Annotated in this window: 13 protein-coding genes and 5 pseudogenes; 10 read left to right on the top strand and 8 right to left on the bottom strand. The window is 70.0% G+C overall.

All coding sequences use genetic code 11. The features are described from left to right. Positions 1 to 321: 321 nt before the first annotated feature. Both SMA5143A_RS02725 and SMA5143A_RS02720 read left to right on the top strand, forming a co-directional pair. A complete protein-coding gene (locus SMA5143A_RS02725) occupies positions 322 to 3,183 on the top strand; it encodes a helix-turn-helix transcriptional regulator (RefSeq protein ID WP_107461213.1) in 2,862 nt (953 codons plus the stop codon). A 373-nt stretch (positions 3,184 to 3,556) separates the two neighbouring features. Beyond that, positions 3,557 to 4,354: a S1 family peptidase gene (locus SMA5143A_RS02720; RefSeq protein WP_107461212.1), complete on the top strand. Its 798-nt coding sequence runs from the start codon at positions 3,557 to 3,559 to the stop codon at positions 4,352 to 4,354. A gap of 112 nt (positions 4,355 to 4,466) precedes the next feature. On the opposite strand, the gene SMA5143A_RS02715 is transcribed toward SMA5143A_RS02720, so the two are convergent. Further along, a complete protein-coding gene (locus tag SMA5143A_RS02715; RefSeq protein WP_107461211.1) occupies positions 4,467 to 5,600 on the bottom strand; it encodes a winged helix DNA-binding domain-containing protein in 1,134 nt (377 codons plus the stop codon). A gap of 145 nt (positions 5,601 to 5,745) precedes the next feature. On the opposite strand from SMA5143A_RS02715, the gene SMA5143A_RS02710 reads away from it, so the two are divergent. After that, positions 5,746 to 6,918 carry a magnesium and cobalt transport protein CorA gene (locus SMA5143A_RS02710; protein ID WP_107461210.1) on the top strand — a complete coding sequence of 391 codons (1,173 nt, stop codon included), beginning with the start codon at positions 5,746 to 5,748 and terminating at the stop codon, positions 6,916 to 6,918. Between the two features lie 669 nt (positions 6,919 to 7,587). Here the strand turns inward: SMA5143A_RS02710 and SMA5143A_RS42850 are convergent. Then, positions 7,588 to 8,091, bottom strand: a pseudogene (locus SMA5143A_RS42850) (transposase family protein); the annotation flags it as partial. 76 nt (positions 8,092 to 8,167) lie between these two features. On the opposite strand from SMA5143A_RS42850, the pseudogene SMA5143A_RS02700 reads away from it, so the two are divergent. After that, positions 8,168 to 8,349, top strand: a pseudogene (locus tag SMA5143A_RS02700) (transposase); the annotation flags it as partial. Between the two features lie 282 nt (positions 8,350 to 8,631). On the opposite strand, the gene SMA5143A_RS02695 reads toward SMA5143A_RS02700, so the two are convergent. Beyond that, positions 8,632 to 9,129, bottom strand: a complete 498-nt coding sequence (locus SMA5143A_RS02695) for a hypothetical protein (protein WP_107461209.1) — start codon at positions 9,127 to 9,129, stop codon at positions 8,632 to 8,634. Between the two features lie 2 nt (positions 9,130 to 9,131). Further along, complete coding sequence (locus SMA5143A_RS02690) at positions 9,132 to 13,622, bottom strand: DNRLRE domain-containing protein (protein ID WP_107461208.1); 4,491 nt, start codon at positions 13,620 to 13,622, stop codon at positions 9,132 to 9,134. Between the two features lie 322 nt (positions 13,623 to 13,944). On the opposite strand from SMA5143A_RS02690, the gene SMA5143A_RS42845 reads away from it, so the two are divergent. Then, a complete protein-coding gene (locus tag SMA5143A_RS42845; RefSeq protein WP_181361691.1) occupies positions 13,945 to 14,115 on the top strand; it encodes a hypothetical protein in 171 nt (56 codons plus the stop codon). 140 nt (positions 14,116 to 14,255) lie between these two features. After that, positions 14,256 to 14,738: a YunG family protein gene (locus tag SMA5143A_RS02685; RefSeq protein WP_308812018.1), complete on the top strand. Its 483-nt coding sequence runs from the start codon at positions 14,256 to 14,258 to the stop codon at positions 14,736 to 14,738. Between the two features lie 69 nt (positions 14,739 to 14,807). On the opposite strand, the pseudogene SMA5143A_RS44970 reads toward SMA5143A_RS02685, so the two are convergent. Further along, positions 14,808 to 14,965, bottom strand: a pseudogene (locus SMA5143A_RS44970) (AMIN-like domain-containing (lipo)protein); the annotation flags it as partial. A gap of 119 nt (positions 14,966 to 15,084) precedes the next feature. On the opposite strand from SMA5143A_RS44970, the pseudogene SMA5143A_RS02680 reads away from it, so the two are divergent. From SMA5143A_RS02680 to SMA5143A_RS02670, 3 genes and pseudogenes are all read left to right on the top strand, one after another. Next, positions 15,085 to 15,264: pseudogene (locus tag SMA5143A_RS02680) on the top strand (CorA family divalent cation transporter); the annotation flags it as partial. Between the two features lie 503 nt (positions 15,265 to 15,767). Further along, positions 15,768 to 16,160, top strand: a complete 393-nt coding sequence (locus SMA5143A_RS02675) for a hypothetical protein (RefSeq protein ID WP_107461207.1) — start codon at positions 15,768 to 15,770, stop codon at positions 16,158 to 16,160. A 5-nt stretch (positions 16,161 to 16,165) separates the two neighbouring features. Continuing rightward, a pseudogene (locus SMA5143A_RS02670) lies at positions 16,166 to 16,564 on the top strand (nucleotidyl transferase AbiEii/AbiGii toxin family protein); the annotation flags it as partial. 270 nt (positions 16,565 to 16,834) lie between these two features. Here SMA5143A_RS02670 and SMA5143A_RS02665 read toward each other — a convergent pair. Both SMA5143A_RS02665 and SMA5143A_RS02660 read right to left on the bottom strand, forming a co-directional pair. Beyond that, the gene (locus SMA5143A_RS02665; protein WP_258193245.1) at positions 16,835 to 17,791 is read right to left on the bottom strand and encodes an aminoglycoside phosphotransferase family protein; all 957 of its coding nucleotides are present in this window, start codon (positions 17,789 to 17,791) and stop codon (positions 16,835 to 16,837) included. Between the two features lie 52 nt (positions 17,792 to 17,843). Continuing rightward, complete coding sequence (locus SMA5143A_RS02660; RefSeq protein ID WP_107461206.1) at positions 17,844 to 19,319, bottom strand: FG-GAP and VCBS repeat-containing protein; 1,476 nt, start codon at positions 19,317 to 19,319, stop codon at positions 17,844 to 17,846. Positions 19,320 to 19,682: 363 nt separating this feature from the next. On the opposite strand from SMA5143A_RS02660, the gene SMA5143A_RS02655 reads away from it, so the two are divergent. Next, positions 19,683 to 21,332, top strand: a complete 1,650-nt coding sequence (locus tag SMA5143A_RS02655) for a purine-cytosine permease family protein (RefSeq protein ID WP_107461205.1) — start codon at positions 19,683 to 19,685, stop codon at positions 21,330 to 21,332. A gap of 135 nt (positions 21,333 to 21,467) precedes the next feature. Here the strand turns inward: SMA5143A_RS02655 and SMA5143A_RS02650 are convergent, their stop codons facing one another. Continuing rightward, positions 21,468 to 22,109: a superoxide dismutase gene (locus SMA5143A_RS02650; protein ID WP_107461204.1), complete on the bottom strand. Its 642-nt coding sequence runs from the start codon at positions 22,107 to 22,109 to the stop codon at positions 21,468 to 21,470. Positions 22,110 to 22,320 lie beyond the last annotated feature (211 nt).

The raw sequence follows: 22,320 nt of genomic DNA, 5'->3' as shown, positions 1-22,320 counted from the left end.
TCCCGTCTGCCCCACGACGCCCTACGTGCCGGGCCGGAGGGAGGATGGTGGTGGAGCGGCGTCCGCCGTCGGCCCTCACGGGCGGACGGAGGCCGCTGTCGGCCCTCGCGGGGCCGAGCCGGGTCGATCATGGCCGGTTCGTACGGGTCGCGCGGGGCGGTGAGGGACGACCTGGCGGTGGTTCGGGATTCATGTTTCGGGCGTGTGAAATTCCTTATGCCGTACCCTTCCTGTTATTTCCCTCACCACGCTGCGTTCCGAAATTCAAGGACTGGTTGCCTAATATTGGCCCGGACACGACACAGAGGGGAGCGGTGGCCCGTGCATCGGGACTTCAAGGAGCCTGGGAGACCCCGCCCCGACCTGGTCATAGGCAGGGAGGAGCTGTTCACCGCGGCGCGGGAGCAGCTCACGCGTGGCGGCAGCGTCCTCGTGCACGGCTCGGCCGGTATCGGCAAATCGACCGTCCTGCGCGCGCTGGCCGCTGAATACGACACGACGGCCCGCACGGTCCTGCGGTGCTCGGCGACCGAGTCCGAGTCGCACCTTCCGTTCCTCGCCCTGACCGATCTGCTGGGTCTCGTCGTCGACGAGGTCTCCGACCAGCTGCCCGCCCCCCAGCGCACCGCCCTGGAATCGGCACTCACCGGACGGGGCGAGTCCACGCTCCAGCGTGACGGCCTGGCCCTGCGTCTCGCCGTCCTGTCGACCCTGCGCGCCCTGGCCGCCAAGGGCCCCGTTCTGATCGTCGCGGACGACCTCCAGTGGCTGGATCCGGCCAGTGTCGAGCTGCTCGGGTTCGCCGCCCGCCGCCTCGGCGAGATGCCGATCCGCATGCTGTGCGCCGTCCGCACCTCGACGGACCCCCATGGCCACGAGCAGGACAGGTATCTACGCGCGTCCCCGTCGGACACCCTGGCCCTCAGGGTCAACCCGCTGTCCCGGGCGCACGTCGCCGAGCTGCTGGAGAACCGCGGCTACACCGGTCTGCCCCGCTCCACCGTGCGGGACATCCACCGCACCAGCGGCGGCAACCCCCTGTTCGCGCTGGAGCTGGGCCGCGCCCTCGCCGACAGCCCCACCCCGCCCCGCCCGGGTGAGCCGCTGCCGGTGCCGACCTCGCTGCGGACCCTCGTGCTGAACCGGCTGGACATGCTCCCGGCGGAGGCCCGCCGCACCCTGCTCGTCGCCAGCGCCGGTGCCCGGCCCACCCTGGCCCTGCTGCGCGCCGCCGGACGGGAGAACGCCGAGGCGGAGACCGCGCGGGCCGTCGAGCTGGGCCTGCTGGCACCGGAGCGGGAGAGTCCCGGCGTGCGCTTCGCTCACCCCCTGGTGTCGGCCGCCCTGTACGCGGAGGCCACCGCCCAGGAGCGGCGGGCAGCCCATGCCGCGCTGTCCACGGCCGCCGTCGACCCCATCGAGCGGGCCCGGCATCTGGCGCTGGCCACGACGGGCGCCGATCCGCAGGTCGCCGCCCGGCTCGGGGAGGCCGCCGCGGTGGCCCGGGACCGGGGCGCGCCCTCGGTCGCCGCCGAGCTGGGTCTGCTCGCGGCCCGGCACACCCCGGGCGACACGGCGCCCTCGCCGGACGAGCGCAGGCTCCAGGCCGCCGAGGACGCGCTGACCGCCGGCGAGAACGACCTCGCCCGGGACATCGCCCGCGAGGTGCTGAGCCGGGCCACCGAGCCCGCCGAACGCGTCCGCGCCTGGATGGTGGTGATCGAGGCGGCCGGCCAGTCGATCGCCGAGGTCGACGCCGTGTACCCGCAGGCCCTCGCCGACGCGGGCGACGACCCCCGGCTGCTCGCCCTGGTCCACTACCAGCTGGCCTGGCGGGCGCTGGTCATCGACGGCGACTTCGCGGCGGGCCGCGAGGAGGCCGCGCGCTCCGCGGAACTGGCCGCGCGGGCCGGGGACCGCCGTACCGAGCTGCTCGCGCTCGCCCACCAGGCGCAGGTCGAGACGTTGATGGGGCACCCGGACGCGCCCGCGACGATCAAGAAGGCGCTGAAGGAGCCGCAGGACCCGCAGCTGGCCTGTCACCACAACGGGGCGGGCGCGACCCGCTTCCGCTGGCTGATGATGAGCGACCAGTTCGGCGACGCCCGGGCCACGGCCACCGCGCTGCTGCGCGAGGTGCGGCGCCGCGGCATGGTCGAGAGCGAGGTGCACTACGTGCGCTTCCTCGCCGAGATCGAACTGCGCACCGGACACTGCGGCCGGGCCCTCGACCTCGCCCGTGAGGGGTACGGGCTCGCCCGCGACTCCGGCATAGGCGAGGGCGCCTCCGCCATGCTCACCTCGCTCGCCGAGGCCGCCGGCGGCGATGTGGAGCGGGCGCGGGCGCTGGCCCGGGAGGCCGCCGAGCACGCCGAGCAGGACGGCGACCTGATGTATCTCTCGCGCGCCCTGGGCGCCCTCGGCCACGCCCAGTTGGTGTCCGGGGACGCGGCGGGCACCGTGCAGTCGCTGCGCCGGGTACGGGAGTTGGAGGAGGGGCTGGGGGTCACCGACCCGGCGCGCGGGCGCTGGCAGGCCGATCTCGCCGAGGCGCTGGTGCGGGTCGGGGAGATCGCCGAGGCGCAGGACGTCATCGACGTCACCCGGCAGCGGGCGATGCGTCTGGGCCGCGAGAGCATCCTCGCGGTCCTCGACCGGGCCGAGGCCCTCGTCCGTGCGGCGCGCGGTGAACACGACGCCGCAGTACGGCAGTTGACGTCGGCTCAGGACCGGCTGGCCGGGCTGGGCTGCGGGCTGGAGGAGGCGCGGGCCGCGTACGCCCTGGCGTGTCTGCGTGCCATGCCCCAGGCGCTCGGTGTCGCTCCGCGCCCAGGGGTGGCCCCCGTGCCCGGTCCGGCCGCGTACGACGAGGCGTCCCGGCTGTTCCGCCGCTGCCGTGCCCTGCCGTGGCTGCGTCAGGTCGAGCAGCTCTCGGCCGCCCCGGCGCCCGTGCCGCAGCCCGCGATCGCCCCGTCGGCGCTGGACGCCCTCGCCGGGCTCGCGGCGACGGAACGGCAGGTCGCCGAGCTGGTGATGGAGGGCGCCACCAACCGGGAGATCGCCGGGAAGCTGTACATCAGCGTGAAGACGGTCGAGGCGACGCTCACGCGCGTCTACCGGAAGCTGGGGATCCGGTCGCGTGTGGACATCGTGCGACTGGCGGCGGGACACCGTACGAACTGACCTCCCCGGGACCGGTGTACGACCCCTCCCGGGGACCCGTGTGCGAAGGCTCCACGTCGCCCCTGACGCGACCCTGCCCGGGCCGGGCCGGTCCGGCCCGCCCTGGTCCGAAGCCCTTCCGGCTCCAGCCTAGGCTCACACCACGCCCCGGGTCATCGAGGGTTTTCCCTCCCCAACTCCCTTAGGGGGATCCCCCATTGGGGGGCGTTCACAAGCGGTCATACGTTTACGCCGTGCCGCACGCCAGGGCACACAGAACGGCCCACCGCCCCCGCTCGGCTCCCCCGAGCGGGGGCGGTACCCGCAGGGCCCCTGTGCACCACCCCACCCGCGCGTCCCCCACCGGCAGCTCCCTCCCCCCATGAGGAGAACCATGTTCGGGTTCAACCGTGCCAGGAAGACGATCGTCGCCGCGGCGGCGACCGCCGCGGCCTCCGCGGCCGCTCTGCTGGCCGCCCCCGGCGCCGTCGCCGCTCCCCAGCCCATCGTCGGCGGTACGACCACCACCGCGAGCGCGTACCCGTACGTCATGCAGATCACGAACGCCTCGCAGAGCCAGTTCTGCGGTGGCACGCTCGTGTCGCCCACCAAGGTGATCACCGCCGCTCACTGTCTGGTGGGCAGAACGACCTCCAACACCCGTGTCGTCGGCGGCCGTACGTTCCGCAACGGCACGGACGGCACCGTCCGGACGGTCAGCCGCATCTGGATACACCCCAGCTACTCCTCCGCCGAGTCGGGCAAGGACGTCGCCGTGCTGACGCTGTCGTCATCGATGCCGTACACCCCGGTCTCGTACGTCACCTCGTCGCAGACCGGCGTCTACGCGGCCGGCACCACCGCCCGCATCCTCGGCTGGGGCACCACCTCCTCGGGCGGCTCCTCCTCCAACCAGCTGCGCACCGCGACCGTGCCGACCGTGGCCAACTCGGTCTGTGGCAGCTCCAGTTCCTACGGCTCCTCGTTCATCGCGAGCGACATGGTGTGCGCCGGCTTCACGTCCGGCGGCGTGGACACCTGCCAGGGCGACAGCGGCGGTCCCCTGATCATCGGGGGCGTCCTGGCAGGTATTACTTCCTGGGGCAACGGCTGCGCCGACGCGCAGTACCCCGGTATCTACACCCGGCTGACCACCTTCTCCAACACGGTGGCCGCGCAGATCAACTCATAGCGAGGGAAGGCCGGCCCGCGAGCTCCTGAGGCACATCCTCAGGTGATACCAGGGGGCGTTGCGAACCTGCCACGAGCGGTTCGCAGCGCCCCCTCTCCACGTCCCGGCCGCGTCAGTTCGCGACGGTGCCGAAGCGGATGTCGTACGGGCCGCCGGCGTCGTCGTCGCCTCCGCCGGGCAGGGTCCTGAGGGTGCGCTCGGCCTCCTCCACGAGTTCCCCCCGCTGCCGCGCGGTGAGGCGAACGAACGGCTCCAGGACGACGGCGGGCCCGTCGAACCTCCAGATCCCCGCCAGGAACCCGTCGACGAGGAAGGTCCGGTACGCCTGATTGCCCTGCCAGCTGCGGCCCTTCAGGTCCGGCGGTACGACGCGGGAGCGGTCGGCGTGGGAGAGGAGCAGGTTGTCGAACTCGGGGAGCAGGCGGGGCGGCGCGGGGGTCTCCGGGTCGGGGCGGGGCGCGTCGGGGAGGTCGAAGAGCTCGACGCCGTTCTCGTCGCGGAAGGTGACCAGCTCCGGGCGCAGCCGCTCGAACGCCTCGCGCAGCCGGGTCAGCCCGGCCCAGGTCTGCATGTCCTTGACGGAGGCGGGCCCGAAGGCGGCGAGATAGCGGCGTACGACGGTCTCGGGCGCCGGGGCGGATGCGGCGGAGCGGCCCAGCCAGTGCTCGGCGGTGGTCAGCGCGACCTGGCCGCTCCTGCCCCACAGCCCGCGCGGGGTGACCTGCACCAGCGGCAGTCGGCAGCGGGCGGCGATGCCGAGGGCGAGCGGGTCGGCGTCGGGCCACTCGACGAGCAGGGCCTCGCGCAGCTGCTTGAGGGTGCGCGGCTCGTCCTCCACCAACTCCCGGGCGAGGGTGGCGAGCCGGTCGAGGTCGACGCCGACGAGGCCCTTGCGGAACAGCTGTAGTTCCCGTTCGCGGGCGGGCTGCACGAGGGGCCGCAGGGTGAGGCAGTCCTCGGCGGTGTGGGTGTGGATGGTGGACCGCATGGTGACGATCCGGACGACGGCGCGCTCCGCCATCAGCGTCGACAACTGCTCGGGTGCGAAGCCGTCCAGGCGGGCGGCGAGGGCGTAGTACGGCGGTTTGACGTTCTGTGCCTGGAGCCCGAGCAGATGCTCGACGGCACCACTCACCGGCAACTCGGCCACGGGCGTGCGGCGCAGCAGCAGTTGCCGGGCGAGGGTGGCGCGGTTGAGGGCGCGGGCGCCGAGCAGGGGGGCCGTCGAGGTCGCCTTCTTCGTCATGAGGAAGACGCTAACGGCCCTTGCGGACAGCTTCTGTCCGCGACGCCCGACGGGATCGGACCTCCTGGGGGCCCGTGCCACGGTTTGCCCCGGATATCCTGCTCGAAGATCACCCAGACGGATGTGCGACTCCGGAGGCGAACCGATGGCCGAACGACGTGCCCGCCCAGCCTCGAAGAGCGCGAGGGGGTCGGTCTGGCGCCGCGCGCTGACCCCACCCGCACCGCCGGCGGGCCGACCGCCGACGCCCCGTCCCGGGCCGGCGGAGTCGGAGCGGGAGGACCGGGCGGACCGGGCGGCCAGTGTCGTGCAGGCGGTCCTGTACGAGGACGGCGTACGGGTCGCCGCGCCCGCGTCGCTCGCCGAGACCTACCGCGCGCTGCGGGAGGCCCCGTCGGGCATGGCGTGGATCGGGCTGGCCCGCCCCACCGAGGGTGAACTGCTGTCATTGGCAACGGAGTTCGACCTCCATCCGCTCGCCGTCGAGGACGCGATGGAGGCCCATCAGCGCCCCAAGCTGGAGCGCTACGGCGACACCCTGTTCGTGGTGCTGCGGGCGGCCCGCTATCTCGACGCGCCGGAGGAGGTCGACTTCGGTGAGCTGCACGTGTTCGTGGGCCCGGACTTCGTCATCACGGTCCGCCATGGCGCGGCGCCGGACCTGTCGGCGGTGCGCCGCCGCATGGAGGAGACACCGGAACTGCTGAGGCTGGGCCCTGAGGCGGTGCTGTACGCCATCCTCGACGCGGTGGTGGACGACTATGTGCCGGTCGTCGCCGGTGTGCAGAACGACATCGACGAGATCGAGACCGAGGTGTTCCGGGGCGATCCGGAGGTGTCCCGCCGCATCTACGAACTCTCCCGCGAGGTCGTCGAGTTCCAGCGGGCCACCCGCCCCCTGGTCGGGATGCTGCACGGCCTCATGGCCGGTTTCACCAAGTACGAGACGGACGACGAACTCCAGAGCTACCTCCGCGACGTCGCCGACCACGTCACCCACACCAGCGAACGCGTCGACGGCTTCCGCCAGGCCCTCACGGACATCCTCACAGTGAACGCGACGCTGGTGACCCAGCAGCAGAACGCGGAGATGCGGGCCCTGGCGGAGGCGGGCTTCGAACAGAACGAGGAGATCAAGAAGATCTCCTCCTGGGCGGCGATCCTCTTCGCTCCGACGCTGGTCGGCACGGTCTACGGGATGAACTTCGAGCACATGCCGGAGTTGCACTGGGTATTCGGATACCCTCTTTCGATCGCCCTTATGGCGGTTGTTTGTGCCAGTTTGTACGTCGTCTTCAAGCGGCGAGATTGGCTCTGAGTAACCACTGAGCGAGGGGCCACTCCACAGGCCGGAGACCCCCGATCGTGGACGCTCAAACGGCTCTGAGGGCGCTGGGGAGAATCTGGGGAGAATCGAACGCGCTCCGCGTCGCCGCTCCCCTCCCCCATTGGGAGCGCCAGCCTCGATTTCACCTTCCCGCGACCCCAGTTACCGGGAGCATCGATCATCACTCAGGGTAAGATTTTCAGCGGGTCGCAGAATGCCAAGGAGGGGCGCAGCGATGCTGCGCCCCTCCTTCTCGCGGACTCCGAGGAATCGTTCCTGCTATGCAGCCACAGCGGCCTCGGAAGGTCGGCTCAACAGGGCGTCGATGGCGCTACGGCCCTTACCACCAGCCTCGGGCATGAAGTGGGCGTAGCAGTCCAGGGTGATGGTTGGGCTCGAGTGGCCGAGCCAGCGTGCCAGGGTGACAACGGACTCGCCCGCTTCGAGGATGATCGAGGCATACGTGTGCCGCAGGACATGAAAGCCGTCCTTGCGGGACGCCTTCCAGCGTTTGACCTTGCTTCGCATGGGGATGACACCTACCGCTGCCAGGGCGGGCTTCCACACCTCGACGTTGAAGATGTTCGCCCGGAGGGCGTTGCCGTACATCGTGGTCAGAATGAGCGGGAACCTCTTCCTTTCCCGATCGGTCTCCGGGGCGCGGCCGGGCAGTACCTCGATTCCCTCGCCGGTCTCGGCGTTGATGATGATCGTGGCGTAGCTGTGCCGGCGCCCCAGGGCGGAGGCGTACGACACGGGCACCGCCAGGGATCGGGCGAGTCGGGCGGACGCCCGGCCGCATAACTCCCTGACCAGCTCGGAGAGCTGGCCGGTCAGCCGTGTGGTGCGACGCTGATGGCGCTCCAGGAGCCCGGGGACCTGCTCTCGGAAGGTCTGCCGTCTGCAGCCCAAGGCCGGACAGACCAGCCGTCGTATCCTCACCCGGACCACGACCTGCCGACCGTCGACCGGCACATCCCGCACCGTCCGGCCGTGATACCCGTGGACCCTCCCCGTCACCACCCCGCACACCGGACAGGGAACTGGAACATCCCGGGTCCGAGCCGAAACCCGGTCTATCTCGCCACCGTCCGCCACATCCTCGATGACCAACGCCGACAACCCCGAAAACACCGTTCCCACAAGCGTGTTCGCATCATGCACGCTCAATGATCACAGGCGAGTACTCACCGTCACCACCGACTACGGAACAGACCCACTCACCGTACAGACCCTCGGGTTGGTCCCGCCGGCGCCGATTCGCCCGCAGGGTGGAGGTCGCCGGCGGCGAGGGGACCGCGAGGTGCTGGCTGCCATCATCTTCGTGGCCACCTCAGGCTGTACCTGGAACAACTGCCCCCAGGCTTCGGGCTGTCGGGTGTGACGGCCTTCCGCCGGTTCACTGAGTGGACGGAGGCCCGGGCAAACGCGTGCGGTTGCCCTCCGCGTCGTAACCGAACGTCGTGGTGATCGACTTGGTGGATGTGACCGGCTCCACCTGCTGTCGGGCAGCCCCTGCGGGCCGCATTCTCGGCAGCGAGCAGAGAAGTCGTCAGGGTACTGCGGCATGAGCTGCCGTTGCGCCCGCGGCATCGTCATCCAGCGCATCGAGACCGGCCGCTGAGCGCCTTGCCTACCTGAAACCCCGACACAAGGCCGTGCCCGGCCGCTCTGAGGAGGGGCCGGGCACGGGGGTGTGGAGAATCAGGGAGATGCCGTGGGGCTGGGATCTGCGGTGGCCTCGGCCTTCCGCTGTTGGACCCAGGCCTTCCCGATCGCCTTCGGGACGTTCGGCAGCAGCCCGTCCTCCTTGGTGTACGCCAGCGCTTGCGAGTAGCCACCGCCGCCGCAGCCGTCGGACTGATGGACGAGCTTGGCCTCGACAGAGTCGTCGATGAAGGGCTTGGCCGCACCCGTGCGGGTGACGCGGAGACGGACCGGGGCGGTGTCGGGGTCGACGTCGTCTGGCAGCCCGACGGTCAGGTTTGAGATGCCCTGCTGCTGCAACTCGCCCTTGGCGCACTTGCCGCGCGTGCACAACTCGTAGGTGGCGCCCGTGAGATCGCCGTAGCCGTCCTGTACGACGTACACGCCGACCTGGGACACCACCTCGACCCCGGCGCAGGTTGACGAGTCGACACAGCCGGACAGACCCACGAGGAGGGCGGCGACACCGCCGAGCACGCGTGCGTGCCGTGCCATGGTCACCACTTCTTTACCCCTCCCGGAAGCGCCTTCTCCGCCAGGGAGATGTCGGTAAAGAGTACGGTGCACTTGCCGTCCCAGGCATCGCTGCACTCGCCGTCGTCGGCTAGGGACTTGCATCCCGCGCCCGAGATGATGCCCTTCGCGAAGACGTAGCCGTTGGATTTCACGGTGTAGACGGGGCCTCCGCTGTCCCCGCCGATGACGCATGACCCGGAGTTCTTCTCTGCCATGGTGATGTTCTGGACGACGTCTCCGTTGCCGTACTTCCATCGCTTCTTGGTCTCGGTGACCTTCCAGCCGCAGACCTCCGAGCTCCGCGCGCCTCCGGTGCAGAACTGCTCGGCCTTCTGGGAGCGGGTGGTCCACCGGTTCTCGACCCTGCGCAGCGTGGAGCCCTTCTTGTAGATGCGGGCGGAGACGTTGTATCTGTTCTCGTAGACGTGGATCAGCGACAGGTCCCCGGAGTAGTAGCTCTGGCCGGAGAGCTTGGCCGAGCCCTTGCTGTTTGAGTAGTTGTCGTAGTCGACGCTTCCGACGCTGACCGAGTTGTCGGGGGCGGTCTTGTCCCAGCTGTCCATCCAGCCATCGAGGGTTGTGCAGTGCCCGGCGGTGATGATGTAGGGGTTGCCCTTGTAGGTCCAGGCGAACCCGGTGGTGCAGGCCGAGAACTTGTTGGCGGCCTCCCCGGCCGGCCAGTGGGATTCGTAGCCGGCTCCGCCCTTGTACGGGTTCTTGTCGCTCCAGCGGTCTGCGGTCTCGTTGATCTGGGTGACGCCGGGGTTGACCTGGACGGTGATCATGTCAGTTCCGTAGCGCTGTCCGAGCCGGTCCGCGAGACCGTCGTCTTCGGCCGCGATCTCGACGATGACCTTGTTGGACTCGGCGTCGACCCGGGCGGAGGTGAGGGCGGCGGCGCCGGTGACGTCATCTTCGTCGAGGTAGAGGATCTCGTCGGCGACGGAGTCGAGTTCGGCCTGGCTGTGCGCGACGACCTCGGTGACCGGGGTCACCGTCGCGTCGGTGGTGGCGGCCGCGTCGGCGACGTCGTCCTCGGTCGTGGTCGTGCCGTCGGCAGCCTCGGCGGTGTCCTCCGTGCTGCCGTCGCCCGTGCCCAGGTCGACCGGTACGTCGCTCAGCGAGATGGCGGCCGTCGCGTCGTCCTTGGCGCCGGAGTCGGCGACCGGGGCGACGATGTGGCCGGTGTCCTGGTCGAGGTAGGGCGGTGCGAGCGTGTCCGCGGACACCTCGGCGCGTTCCTCAGCCGCCTCCAGGGCGTAGGACTGGACCGTGGTGGGCTCGGTCAGGCTGTCCAGGTCAGTGCTCTCCTCGGTGACGTTGACCCGCTTCAGCAGCACCTCGACCGTGTCCGACGGCGCTGGAGAGTTCGCCCCGGTGAAGACCGCCCGCAGCTGCAGCTTCCCGTTGTCGGCCAGCGCGTCGGTGTCCCAGGTCAGGTTCGGCGTAACTCCGCCCGTCATGGGGACCGGCCACGTCACCGGGGAGGCGTCCGCGGAGAGGCTGACGGCCGAGACGGGAATGTCCGCCCAGGTGTCGTTGTCACCCCGCCGGTACTGGAAGGTCGCCCCCGTCAGATCAGCCGGCCCCGCCGCGGTGAGCGTGACCGAGTGCCCGGCCTCCTCTCCGGTCAGGGGGGCCGTGAGCCCGGCGCCGCCGACGTGGAAGGTATAGGCGGTGGCGGCGGAGGTATTGCCGGCCTTGTCGGTGGCGGTGACGGTGAGCTTGTGGCTGCCGTCGCTCGCTGGGGTCAGGTCGATCGCCTCGGCCGCTGCGGCCGCGGTGACCGTCGTAGCCGTGCCCCCGTCGAGCGCGTAGGTGAACGACTTCAGGCTCTTGTCGCCGGACGTCAGGGTGAACGTTCCGGTGTCGCCCGCGTCACCGGCCCAGACGGCCTCGGGGAAGTCCGGCGAGGAGACCGTGGGGGCGGCGGGCGCGGTGGTGTCGACGGCGATGCGGTAGTGGGCTGTGGGTCCCCATGTCCCGGCGGCGTCGGCCGCGCGGACGTGCAGGTACCAGGTGCCCTCCGTGACCGTACCTGTGTAGGACGCGGTGGTTGAGTCGGTGGTGGTGTTCGGGACCGTGCCCGACGCGGCGTCCAGGACATAGCTGTAGCCGGCCGCGGTGGCGCTCGTTGCCCAGGTCGCCGTGAAAGCGGTCGCCTTGTAGGCGGCGGCCTGGTCTGGGTGGGTGGTCGAGCTGACGGTCGGCAGCAGGGCGAGGGTCGAGTCGACTCCGAAGGCGTAATGGGCGGCGGACGAGGACCAGTTGCCCGCCTTGTCCTTGGCCCGAACGTGCAAGTACCAGGTGCCGTCGGCACTCACCGTGGTGGTGAGGGAGGGGGCTGTCTGGGTGGTCGAGCTGCTCGACGGCAGCGTCGAGGCGTTCTGGTCCACGCTCACGGCGTACGCGGACACGGTCGAGGCGTCGGCCGGTGCGGTCCAGGTGAAGGAGGCCTTGCGGCTCGTGTACGTGCCCGTATCGAGCGGATGCGTGGAGGAGGCGACCGTCGGGGTCTCTGGGGCGGTGGTGTCGATATTGAACGGGAGGCTCTGGGTCGTCGACCACAAGCCCGCCTTGTTGCGGGCGGCGGCGTGGACGTACCAGGTGCCGTCGGCCAGGTCGGCGGCGTTCACGGTGGCGGACGTCTGGGTGACCGTGGTGCCGGCGCCGGTCGCGGGGGAGCGGTCGATCTTCACGGCGTATCCGTCGATGCCGCTGGTGTCGTCGGCTGTGAGGGTGCCGGCGAAGTTGTTGGTGTTGTACCAGCCGGTGGACGAGGCGTGACTGGTGCTGGTGATGTCGGGCGCTGCCGGTGCCGTCGGATCGACGGTCAGGGTCCGCCAGGGCGACCACGACTGGGACAGGTCGGTCGCGTCGTACGCCTTGACCCGCCACTTGTAGGTCCCTGGGGCGAGCGTGCCGGAGGTCCAGGTGCCCGTCCGGCCGGGGAGTAGGTACTGGGAGTTGCCGGTGGTCTTCCGGGTCGTCAGGCCGTTGTCCCAGACTTCGAAGGTGTAGCGGAGCTGGTCGGCGTCGGCGTCGCTCGCCCTGACCGACAGGGTGGGGGTGGCGTCGGGGGTGACGGCAGAGGCGAGCGGCAGGATCTGGGCAGCCGTGCTCGGGTACGAGTTGTAGGTGACGGTCAGGTGCGGCTCGACGGCGGCGTCGCCGGAGATGTAGTTCGCCGACCGGTAACGGCGCCAGGTCAGCGAGTCGGTCTCGCTGGCGCCGCGCACCTGGATGCCGTAGTTGGTGGCCCCGTCGGCCCAGTCTTGCACGATGTCGTCGACGTCGAAGTTGACCGTGCCGGCCGGGCAGTCGTCCGAGTAGCCCTTGGCGGCGGTGCTGGTGACCGCGCCCGCTGCAGTCGTTGACGGCTGCTCGTCCCAGGTGACGGTCGACGAGGACCAGGTGGAGGTGATCCGCCGGATCTGGGTGCCGGGGCCTGCGGTCGAGCAGGACGAGGACCAGTACGAGTAGAGGGCCAGGTTGGTGTCGGTGATGTGCTTGCCCGCGAAGTCCGAGACGTCGAACTTCAGATACGACCGGGCCTTGGTGTCACCGGCGTTGTACGTCCCCGACTTTAGCTCCGTGGAGGAGACCTGCGAGTCGGTGTAATTGGTGGCCACCCAGGTGTCCGTGGTCACCGCGAGGGTGGAGGTCGGGTCGACCGTCACGGGGTACGTGGCCTTGGCGAGGAAACTGGCGTCCGGGGTGAGGACCAGGGTCTGGCGGCCGTCGGCGGCGGTCTCGACGTCCGCGTCGACCCGGGCCTGGCGCTCCGGCTCGCCGGACAGCTCGTTCCGGCTGGAGTCCCACATCATCGGCGCGGGTGCCTCGGCGACCAGCGCTCCGGAGGGGTCCGTCAGCAGCAGATGCCCGGAGTCCGCCTCGGCGAGGGTGAGCCCGTCAAGCTCCAGCGGGATCCGGTACGACACCGGCTCGGCCGGTGCCTGTTCCAGCAGGACGTTCTGCGAGAACCCTTGCGGCAGCGCGGTGACTTCGAGTGTCTCGCCCGCGCCGATGTCGTACGAGGCGGTGTCACCGTCCACCGTGGGGCTGGGCAGCTTCTCCGCCCAGCCGAGCCCGAAAGTCCTGCCGTCCTCGGAGACCGAGGCGAGGGCGGTGTCCCCGCCGTCAGAGACCTTGATGTCGGCGGCCGCGGTGTCGGGCGTGAGGGCGGCACCGGTGTCGGACAGCGAGGTGTCGAGCTCCTTCCACCGCCCGTCCTCCTTCACTCGCACCTGCGCGGCGAACGCCTCCGCCGTGAGGGTGCCGTCGGGGTTGGCGTACGTGGAGCCGGTCTCGGTTCGGGCGGAGAGGATCTCGATGCGACGGTCCTGTGCCTGAGCGAGCAGCCGTGCGGTCGCCTCGCCATCGGCCTCCGCGGGGCCGAGATCACGCTCCTCGACAGTCTCCGTGACGGTGTCCGCCGGGGGCGTGGTGTCGTCGGCGGCCGCCTGTCCCACTGCGGCGAGCGCGCCACCGGTCAGGGCAAGGACAAGTAGGGCGGCTGTGGCAGTACGGTGCCCGGGTCTGTGTCTGAACCCGGGTATGCGTGCGGTTCTATGTCTCACCGGCGAAGTGTCACAGACACCCCTGAGCTGCTAAGGATTGATGAATCATTACATCTTCCGCTATGGAATATTTCTCCCTGTCAAGCAAGAAGAATGTGTGATGGATTCGTGATGATCACCTCCTGCCTGCGGGAAGGACGCGGAGCGCTCGACTCCGGCGCACGGCAGCCGGACGAGCCTCAGGCTCTCGTCGGAGGCCGGCGGGCTCAGTGCCATGGTCGTCGGCGGGGCCGCTCACCCCCATGCGTCGGTCCTCACGGCAGTACGGACGGCCCGCCCCCCGTACGCCGTCCCGGGGCGGCTGATGACGGTCGAAGCTCTTCCGTTGACCGCGAACGGCAAGATCGACCGGGCCGCCGTGGCCCGGCTGCTCGCCGGGTTCTGAAGACCGGGCCCCCGCATGGGATGACCGGGATCGGCGCAGGTCCACGGCACGCGGTTTCGGCCCCGAGAGTCGAGTCGGGGGCCGACGTTGCCTCGGCTCCCTGACCGCCGTGCGTCAGCTTGTCTGACATGCTCTTTCCCATGACGCTCTGGACCTTGAACGAGATCGACCTTGCGCTGCGGGCCAGTTGGTCGGCTGACACGTGCTCACTCGACGACTTGGCCAGCGCCGGATGGCAACCGGACAACCCCTCTTGGGGTCAGTGCGACGTCACCGCGCTCGTCCTGCACGACATCTTCGGCGGCGATCTCATGCTCGGCGATGTCCACTCGGGCGGTGAACATTACGGCTACCACTGGTGGAACCGCCTGCCCAGCGGTGTCGAGCTCGATCTGACCCGCGAGCAGTTCCAGTGCGGCCAGGTCGTCAGCGGCGCCCGCGTGGTCCGGCGTCCTGCCGGACCACTGCCCCGCCGCTGGGCGGAGTACCAACTCCTGCGCTCCCGTGTCGAGGCCCACCTGGGCACGCTGCCGCCTCCGGCCGGCGAAACAGAACCGGACACGACTTCCGATGCCGTCCGGCCCACACCATCCGTTTACACCACCGTGTCACAAGGGTCCTGACCGAAAGCACCTCCCTTTCCCGGACCACGCGCGTGGCGGTCCAGGACGGCTGCAGTCAGCGGCGGTGACTCACCAGGTGGGAGCCACGTCCACCACGAGATACCCGTCCAGTGCAGCGCCCAGAAGGGCAGACGGGCGCGGACCCCGAGTCCGAACTGCGATTGACCCTCGAAGATGCCGGCGAACCTCGCCTCCCTGAAGGTGCGGTATCCAGTGACGTTCACGCCAAATCGACCGCGTAAAACGGCGTCACCGTGAAAGCAGCGGAAACGAGCAAAGCCCCAGGTCAGCCCCCCTCATAAGGCGATCCGTGCAGGTCAGCGCCATGAGGGTGACGACTTCAACGAAGATCTCCTCCTGGGCGGCGATCCTCTTCGCCCCGACCCTGGTCGGCACGGTCTACGGCATGAACTTCACGCACATGCCGGAACTGAGCTGGACCTTCGGATACCCCTTCGCGATCGGCTTGATGGGTATCGTTTGCGTCAGCTTGTACGTGATTTTCAAGCGACGGGACTGGCTCTGAGTCCCTCTTGCCGAGCTCAGTTCTTCTGCGGCCTTTGCTCTCGCACGGGTACGGATCGGGCCAGAATCGGCTCTGGGGAGTCCCTGGGGGAGAAGTGATGCAAAGGATCTCGCCTACCTGCCTCGGTTAAGCCTCTGACCAGGTCTTTCACCCTCCTGAAGCCGTTGGGGAGAATCGGCTGACGACACAGGTCCTGCGCCTGTCACTTCGACTCCGCCCCGTTCCCCGCCCGGCATCTGGCCAGCCGACCTTGCTGCACCCGCAACGGACATCAGACAGGGACATTGGCTCCATGAATGGAGCCACAAGCCCCCGTCCCTGTGCGGCCTCCCGGTGCCGGCGCCAAGCCACCCGTCACTCTCGAGCCCGCGAACGCAGTCGACGTCAGCATGTGCAGGAACGGCCTTCGACGGCGCGTGCGAGGTCGAGTGTGTAAGCGATCGGCATCGCATGTCCTGCTCGCTCACGACCCGCACCGCTTCGGCGGCCGTCATAATGGAGGCATGGCCTCCCACCCGCAGCACACCGCACCCGGGCCGAGGAACCTCTCGAGTGCAGACGCCGAGGACCTCGCGCTGTACCGGGAAAAGTTCCGGCGCCGTCTGCCGGAGTCCCTGGACGAGCTGCGCGGACCGGCCCACGGCATCGTGGAGCTTCCGCTGCACCTTGCATGGTCCGGGATGACCTCCTACGACCTGGACAAACCTCGCCAGCGCATGGGCCTGTACCGCACCGTCCTGCACGAGGGCCTGCACGACGACCTGCCCCGCTACCTCAACCAGGACCTGCTCCTCCAGCTGTGGCCAGTGCTGCGCACCCTCGTCGGCCGCACCGTGCGCACCGTGTGGGAGGACGCCTTCCCCCAGCTCGCCTCCCGCACCCGGGCAGCCGCGTGACGGACATGCCGGAGCTGCACACGCGGCTCCTGGCGGATGTGATCGCGCTCGGTTCCCCGTATCCACTGGTTCTCACCGGGGGATACGCCATGCGGGCACACCGCCTCGTGAACCGCCCCAGCCAGGACCTCGACGTCGCCACCGAGAACCCGGCGCCCATGGCCGACATCGCCGCCACGCTCCGCGCCGGCCTGGAAGCCCGCGGCTGGAAGGTGCAGGCGCTGGAGACCGCCCCGCTGTCCGCCCGATTCACCGTGGCCGACCCGGCCACTGGGCAGGAATGCGAAGTCGACATCCTCAAGGAGATCTTCTGGCGGCCGGTCGCCCAGAGCCCGTACGGCCCCGTCCTCGCGGAGGAGGACGTGATCGGGACCAAGGTCCGCGCCCTCGCCGACCGCGGAGCGACGCAGGCGGGATCACGCCCCCGCCCTCGCCGCCCGGCTGCGGGGTCTGCTGACCGGTGTCTGTCCCGGTCCGGGAAGGGTCTGCTGGGTGTCCGCAGAAGCTCTTCGTCCTGGTAGCACCTCGCCGGAGCCAGCTCGAGGAACTTCGACATCGCGGTTGCGAGCCATGCCCCTCGGGCCCACCGGGCTCGCCCGCCAGGCTGCGGATCCTCAGTTTCAGGGTGACGCCGACTCAATGAGGTCGTCGAGGCCCGCGTCGGCCAGATCGCGTCAAACGCCGTTCAGAACACGGTCCAGCGCCGCTCGGCCCCTGGGGCCCCAGTGGGGCTTGCCGCCGGGGATGCCTCGGTCTCCGTTCCGGCCCATCAGCATCAGGAACAGGCTTCTCATGGCGGCCAGCCCGCGGGCGCGCCGGATCGCCGCCTCGTCGGCCTCCGCGTACGTGTCGAAGAAGCGGGAGACCGCGCCCGCGGGCAGCAGGACCCATGCGGCGGCCAGGTCCCATGCCGGATCACCGGCGGACAGGGCGCCGAAGTCGACGACGCCCGTGAGCGTTCCGCCCGAGACGACGACGTTCGCGGGATGGAGGTCGCCGTGCACCCACACCGGCGGAGCCTCCCAAGCGGGGGCCGCGACGGCGTCGTCCCAGACGGCCCGGACGTCGGCGGCGATGTCGTCGGGGACGACGGCCTCGAAGAAGTGCTCGAAGCCGTCCGTGCAGTCCCTGGGGTGGGCGCCGAAGTCGGTGGAGACCGGCGCCTCTGCGGGCGCCTCCGTATGAAGCGCCCGGAGGAAGCCCGCCAGTGTGTCGGCTGCGTGGTCGCCGCGGCTGATCGAGCCGTGGTCCAGCGGCTCACCGGGGACCCACGTCATCACGGTCCAGTGCTTGGGAAAGCGTTCGGACGGTTCACCGAACCGCACCGGGCGCGGCACCGGGAGCGGCAGGCGCGGGGCCAGCACCGGCAGCCACCGCCGCTCCTTCAGCTGGAGCTCCGGAGTGGGGTCCATGCGCTGCATGCGTACGGCCAACTCGTCCCCGAGGCGCCACATCTGGTTGCCCCAGCCGCCCGCCACCTCACGGACGGCCAGCCCGGCGAGGTCCGGGTGCTGTTCCTTCAGCAGGTCGCGGACCAGGTCTGCGGTGATCTCGATCTCGGTGCCGGTGTCGATCTCGGTGCCGGTGTCCGTGTCCGTGTCCGTGTCCGTGTCCGTGTCCGTGTCCGTCATGCGACGCCACAGTACTGAGGGTGCCCCCGGTGCCGGCTCGTCGGCTCGTCGGCTACGGGATCACCACTCCCGCGCCGTTGTCGCCGCTCAGGTTCGCGCCGAACAGCGCCCTCGGCGCCGGGGCCCCGATGTCCGTCGGGTTCTCCGCGACCGACTTGGCGGCGGTCAGGCCGGAGGCCGTGCCGGGCAGCAGCCACACCGCGCCGCCGTTCACGACGCTGCCCAGGTTCTCGCCCGGCGCGCCCGCGACCAGGTCCGCCCTGCCGTCACCCGTCATGTCGAGCAGACGCAGCGCCGCGCCGAACACGTCGCCGGACTCCGCGGCACCCGGGACTCCCGTCGTGTCCTGGTGGAACGCCTGCGCGCCCTTGCCGGTGAGCCCGCCCTTGGCGCCCTTGAGCAGCACCACGGCGCCGGCCCTGGCCTTGGAACCGATCGCCTCGCCGGGGACACCGACGGCCAGGTCGGGGTATCCGTCGCCGTTCACGTCGCCCGCGTGCAACCGTCCGCCGAACTGGTCGCCCTTCTCGCTCACACCGGGCACACCCGCCGTGTTCTGGGTGATCGTCTGCGTACGGGTCTGGCTGGGGCCGGACGCGGAACCGTAGTAGATCTTGACGGTGCCCGGGTCCTCCTCGGTGCCCTCGGTGTCGCCGTTGAGGAAGACGCGGGTGGCGAGGTCGGCGTAGCCGTCGCGGTCGAAGTCGGCGACGGCGGTGCCCGCCGCGGAGTTCAGCCGCTGCGGGACGTTGGACAGGCCGGACTTGGAGCCGAGCCACAGCTTGCCGCCCTCGGCGTGGTTCTCGTAGACGTAGAACGTCGCGAGGTCCTCGACGCCGTCGCCGTTGAAGTCGCCGGTGGCGGTGGAGTTGATGGAGTTGTCGGTGCTGTACACCTGCACCTGCTGGGTGCGGGAGGGGGCGCCGTTGCGGCCGAAGGGGCCGTAGAGGACGTCGTGGAAGTCGTACTCGTTCCCGTTGCCCATGAACAGGTCCGTGTATCCGTCGCCGTCGAAGTCGCCGGCGGTGAGGTCGTCGCCGACCTGGGCGTTCGCCGGTGCGCCGACGCGGACGGCGCCGTCGCCGGACAGGCCGGTCTTCCGGCCCCACAGGACGGTCACCGACCCGTTGACGTTGTCCTCCGGCCGGTAGTCGCGGGCGACCACGGCCAGGTCGGTCAGGCCGTCGTCGTCCAGGTCGCGGGCGACCATCGCGTAGCCGAAGACGTGGTTGTCACCGGAGGCGCCGGGCACGTGGGTGGTGTCCTGGGTGATGACCTTGGTGCGCTTGGGGTCGAGGCCCTGCGGGGAGCCGTAGCTGACCGCGATGTATCCGGCGCGGGCATGGCCGCCGACGCTCGCGCCCGGGGCGGCGACGGCGACGTCCTGGTAGCCGTCCCCGTCGAAGTCCTCGCGCACGGTCGCGACGCCGTCCTTCGCGGACGCGGTGCCCGCGACGAGCGGCACGCCGAACGACCCGATCAGGGCGGCGGCCACGGCGGTCGATACGGCAGGTCGGCGGATTCCCACGGTGCTCCTCCTCAAAGCGCGAGCGACATCGAGACGCCTCGCACGGGTGTGACTCACCTCCAAGACACCGGGAAACACCGGATGGTTGTGCGACGGCTGCCGGGTGAAGCGGCCATGGCGCGCCGGTGCGGAAGGGACGGGCCCGAGAGCCTTCCGAAACATCGGGTTCATCCGGGGCGCGCCCAGGGGTTACGACCGCTGCCTAGCGTCACGTGGCATGGACGCGAGGCTGTCTGCGCATGCGAACCGTCCTCCACGCCGAGCGCGGCTGATCCCCGGGATCCGGGCCGCGCCTTCCCCTCCCGGCAGCCGCGGCCACGACCGTCCCCCACCGGTACCGAACCCGACCAAGGAGGCGTGCCCATGAGCACCACCGAGTCACGGCTGACCACCACGGACCCGGCGAGAGCCGCCACGAGCCAGGCGACCAGGGAGACCCTGGAGGACTACACCCTCCGGTTCGCGCCCCGCGGTTACCGCCGCTGGACCCCGATGGTGGTGGCGACCACGGCGCTCGGCGGCATCGCGTACATGGCCGACTTCTCCATCGGCGCCGGGATCGCCTTCGCCCACGGCACCGGCAACGCGCTCGTGGCGATCACCGTCGCCGCCGTGGTCATCTTCGTGACCGGGTTCCCGCTGGCGTACTACGGCGCCCGCTACAACATCGACCTGGATCTCATCACCCGCGGCTCCGGCTTCGGGTACTACGGCTCGGTGCTCACCAGCGTCATCTTCGCGAGCTTCACGTTCATCTTCTTCGCGCTGGAGGGCTCGATCATGGCCCAGGGCCTGAAGCTGGGGCTCGGGATGCCCCTGTGGCTGGGCTATCTGGTGTCCACCCTCATGGTGATCCCGCTGGTCGTCTACGGCATGAAGGCGCTGAGCAAGCTCCAGGTGTGGACGACCCCGATCTGGCTGCTGTTGATGGTCGCCCCGTTGGTGTACCTCGTCTCCACCGACCCCGGGACGGTCGACCGGTTCCTCTCCTACGCAGGGACCGACGGCGAGGGGGCCGTCAACACCGCCTCCGTGCTGCTCGGTGCGGGCGTGTGCCTGTCCCTGATCGCTCAGATCGGCGAGCAGATCGACTATCTGCGGTTCATGCCGCCGAAGACCGAGGCGAACAGGCGCGCCTGGTGGACGGCGGTCGTCATGGCGGGTCCCGGCTGGGTGGTGCTCGGCGCGCTGAAGCAGGCCATCGGTGTCTTCCTCGCCGTGTACGTCCTCGCCGAGGTGGGGCCGGCGGTCGCCACCGAGCCGATCCAGCAGTTCAAGGGGGCCTTCGACGCGATGCTGCCGTCCTGGACGGTGCTGCCGCTGGCCGTGGCCCTGGTCGTGATCAGCCAGATCAAGATCAACGTGACGAACGCGTACTCCGGTTCCCTCGCCTGGACGAACTCCTTCACCCGCGTCACCAGGCGCTATCCGGGCCGTATGGTGTTCGTCCTGGTCAACCTGGCCTTCGCGCTCGCGCTGATGGAGGCCGACATGTTCAGCTTCCTCAACAGCATCCTGGGCTTCTACTCGAACTGCGCCATCGCCTGGGTCGTCACCGTGGCCACCGACATCGGCGTCAACAAGTACCTGCTGAAACTCTCCCCGCACGCCCCCGAGTTCCGCCGCGGCATGCTCCACGCCGTCAACCCGGTCGGGGTCGTCGCCTTCGTCGCCGCGTCCGGGCTGTCCATCGCCATGTACTTCCACGCCCTCGGCGACACCCTCCAGCCGTACTCCCCCGTCGCCGCCGCCCTCATCGCCTTCGTCCTCACTCCGATCATGGCGATCGTCACCCGGGGCAAGTACTACCTGCGCCGTACCGACGACGGTATCGAGGAGCCGATGCTCGACGCCGACGGCAACCCGAGCGGCGTGATGTTCGACTGCCACGTGTGCCACCAGCCGTACGAGCGGCCCGATCTGGCCGCGTGTCAGACCCATGACGCCGTCGTCTGCTCGCTGTGCCTGAGCACCGACAACGTCGGCGACCATGTCCTGCCGGCGGCCGGGTGACAGAAGGGCTCCCGCGAGTCACGTCCTCGCGGGAGCCCTTCCTCCTACCGCCTGCATGTGAAGGTTGAGAAGACGATCACGAGCAGGACGTCGGTGCGGACGCCGCCACGGTCGCGGCGCCATGCGTCATCACGCTCAGGGGGCGAGCAGCAGGCTGTCGCCGCGCTCTTTGGCGGCGGCGTAACGGCGCGCCACGTCCTGCCAGTTGACGACGGCCCACATCGCGTCGATGAAGTCGACCTTCTGGTTCTTGTACTGGAGGTAGAAGGCGTGCTCCCAGGCGTCGAAGACCAGGATGGGGGTGGAACCCTGGCCGACGTTGCCCTGGTGGTCGTAGACCTGCTCGACGATGAGGCGACCGCTGAGCGGTTCGTACGCGAGCACGCCCCAGCCGGAGCCCTGCGTCGTCGCCGACGCCTTGGTCAGCTGCGCCTTGAAGGCCGCGAACGAGCCGAAGGACTCGGCGATGGCGTCCGCCAGCTCGCCCACGCCGTCCTTCTCCAACGGCTCGCCGCCGCCGTCACCGGTCATGTTGTGCCAGTAGATGGAGTGCAGGATGTGGCCGGAGAGGTGGAAGGCCAGGTTCTTCTCCAGGCCGTTGATCGAACCCCACTGCTCCTTGTCCCGCGCCTCCGCCAGCTGTTCCAGCGTGTCGTTCGCGCCCTTGACGTACGCCGCGTGGTGCTTGTCGTGGTGCAGCTCGATGATCTGCGGGTTGATGACCGGTTCGAGCGCCGCGTAGTCGTAGGGGAGCTCCGGGAGCGTGTACACCGCCATGTCCAACATCCTCCGACACTATTGCCACTGATGTGCAACTGCACGCTAGCAGCAATAGAGGCGCCCGCGCCCCACGCATGACGGCCCGGCCCGACGGCGAAGGAGCCGTCGGACCGGGCCGTGGCCGCACCGGTTCGCATCAGCCGGCGTGCGGGATCGGTGTGCGGGATCGGTGGGCGTCTAGGGCGTGTTGCGAAAGTCCCGTCTGCCC

The organism is Streptomyces sp. MA5143a, from assembly GCF_900290235.1.
Taxonomy (GTDB): Bacteria; Actinomycetota; Actinomycetes; order Streptomycetales; family Streptomycetaceae; genus Streptomyces.
This window is presented reverse-complemented; position numbering and strand designations above follow the sequence as displayed.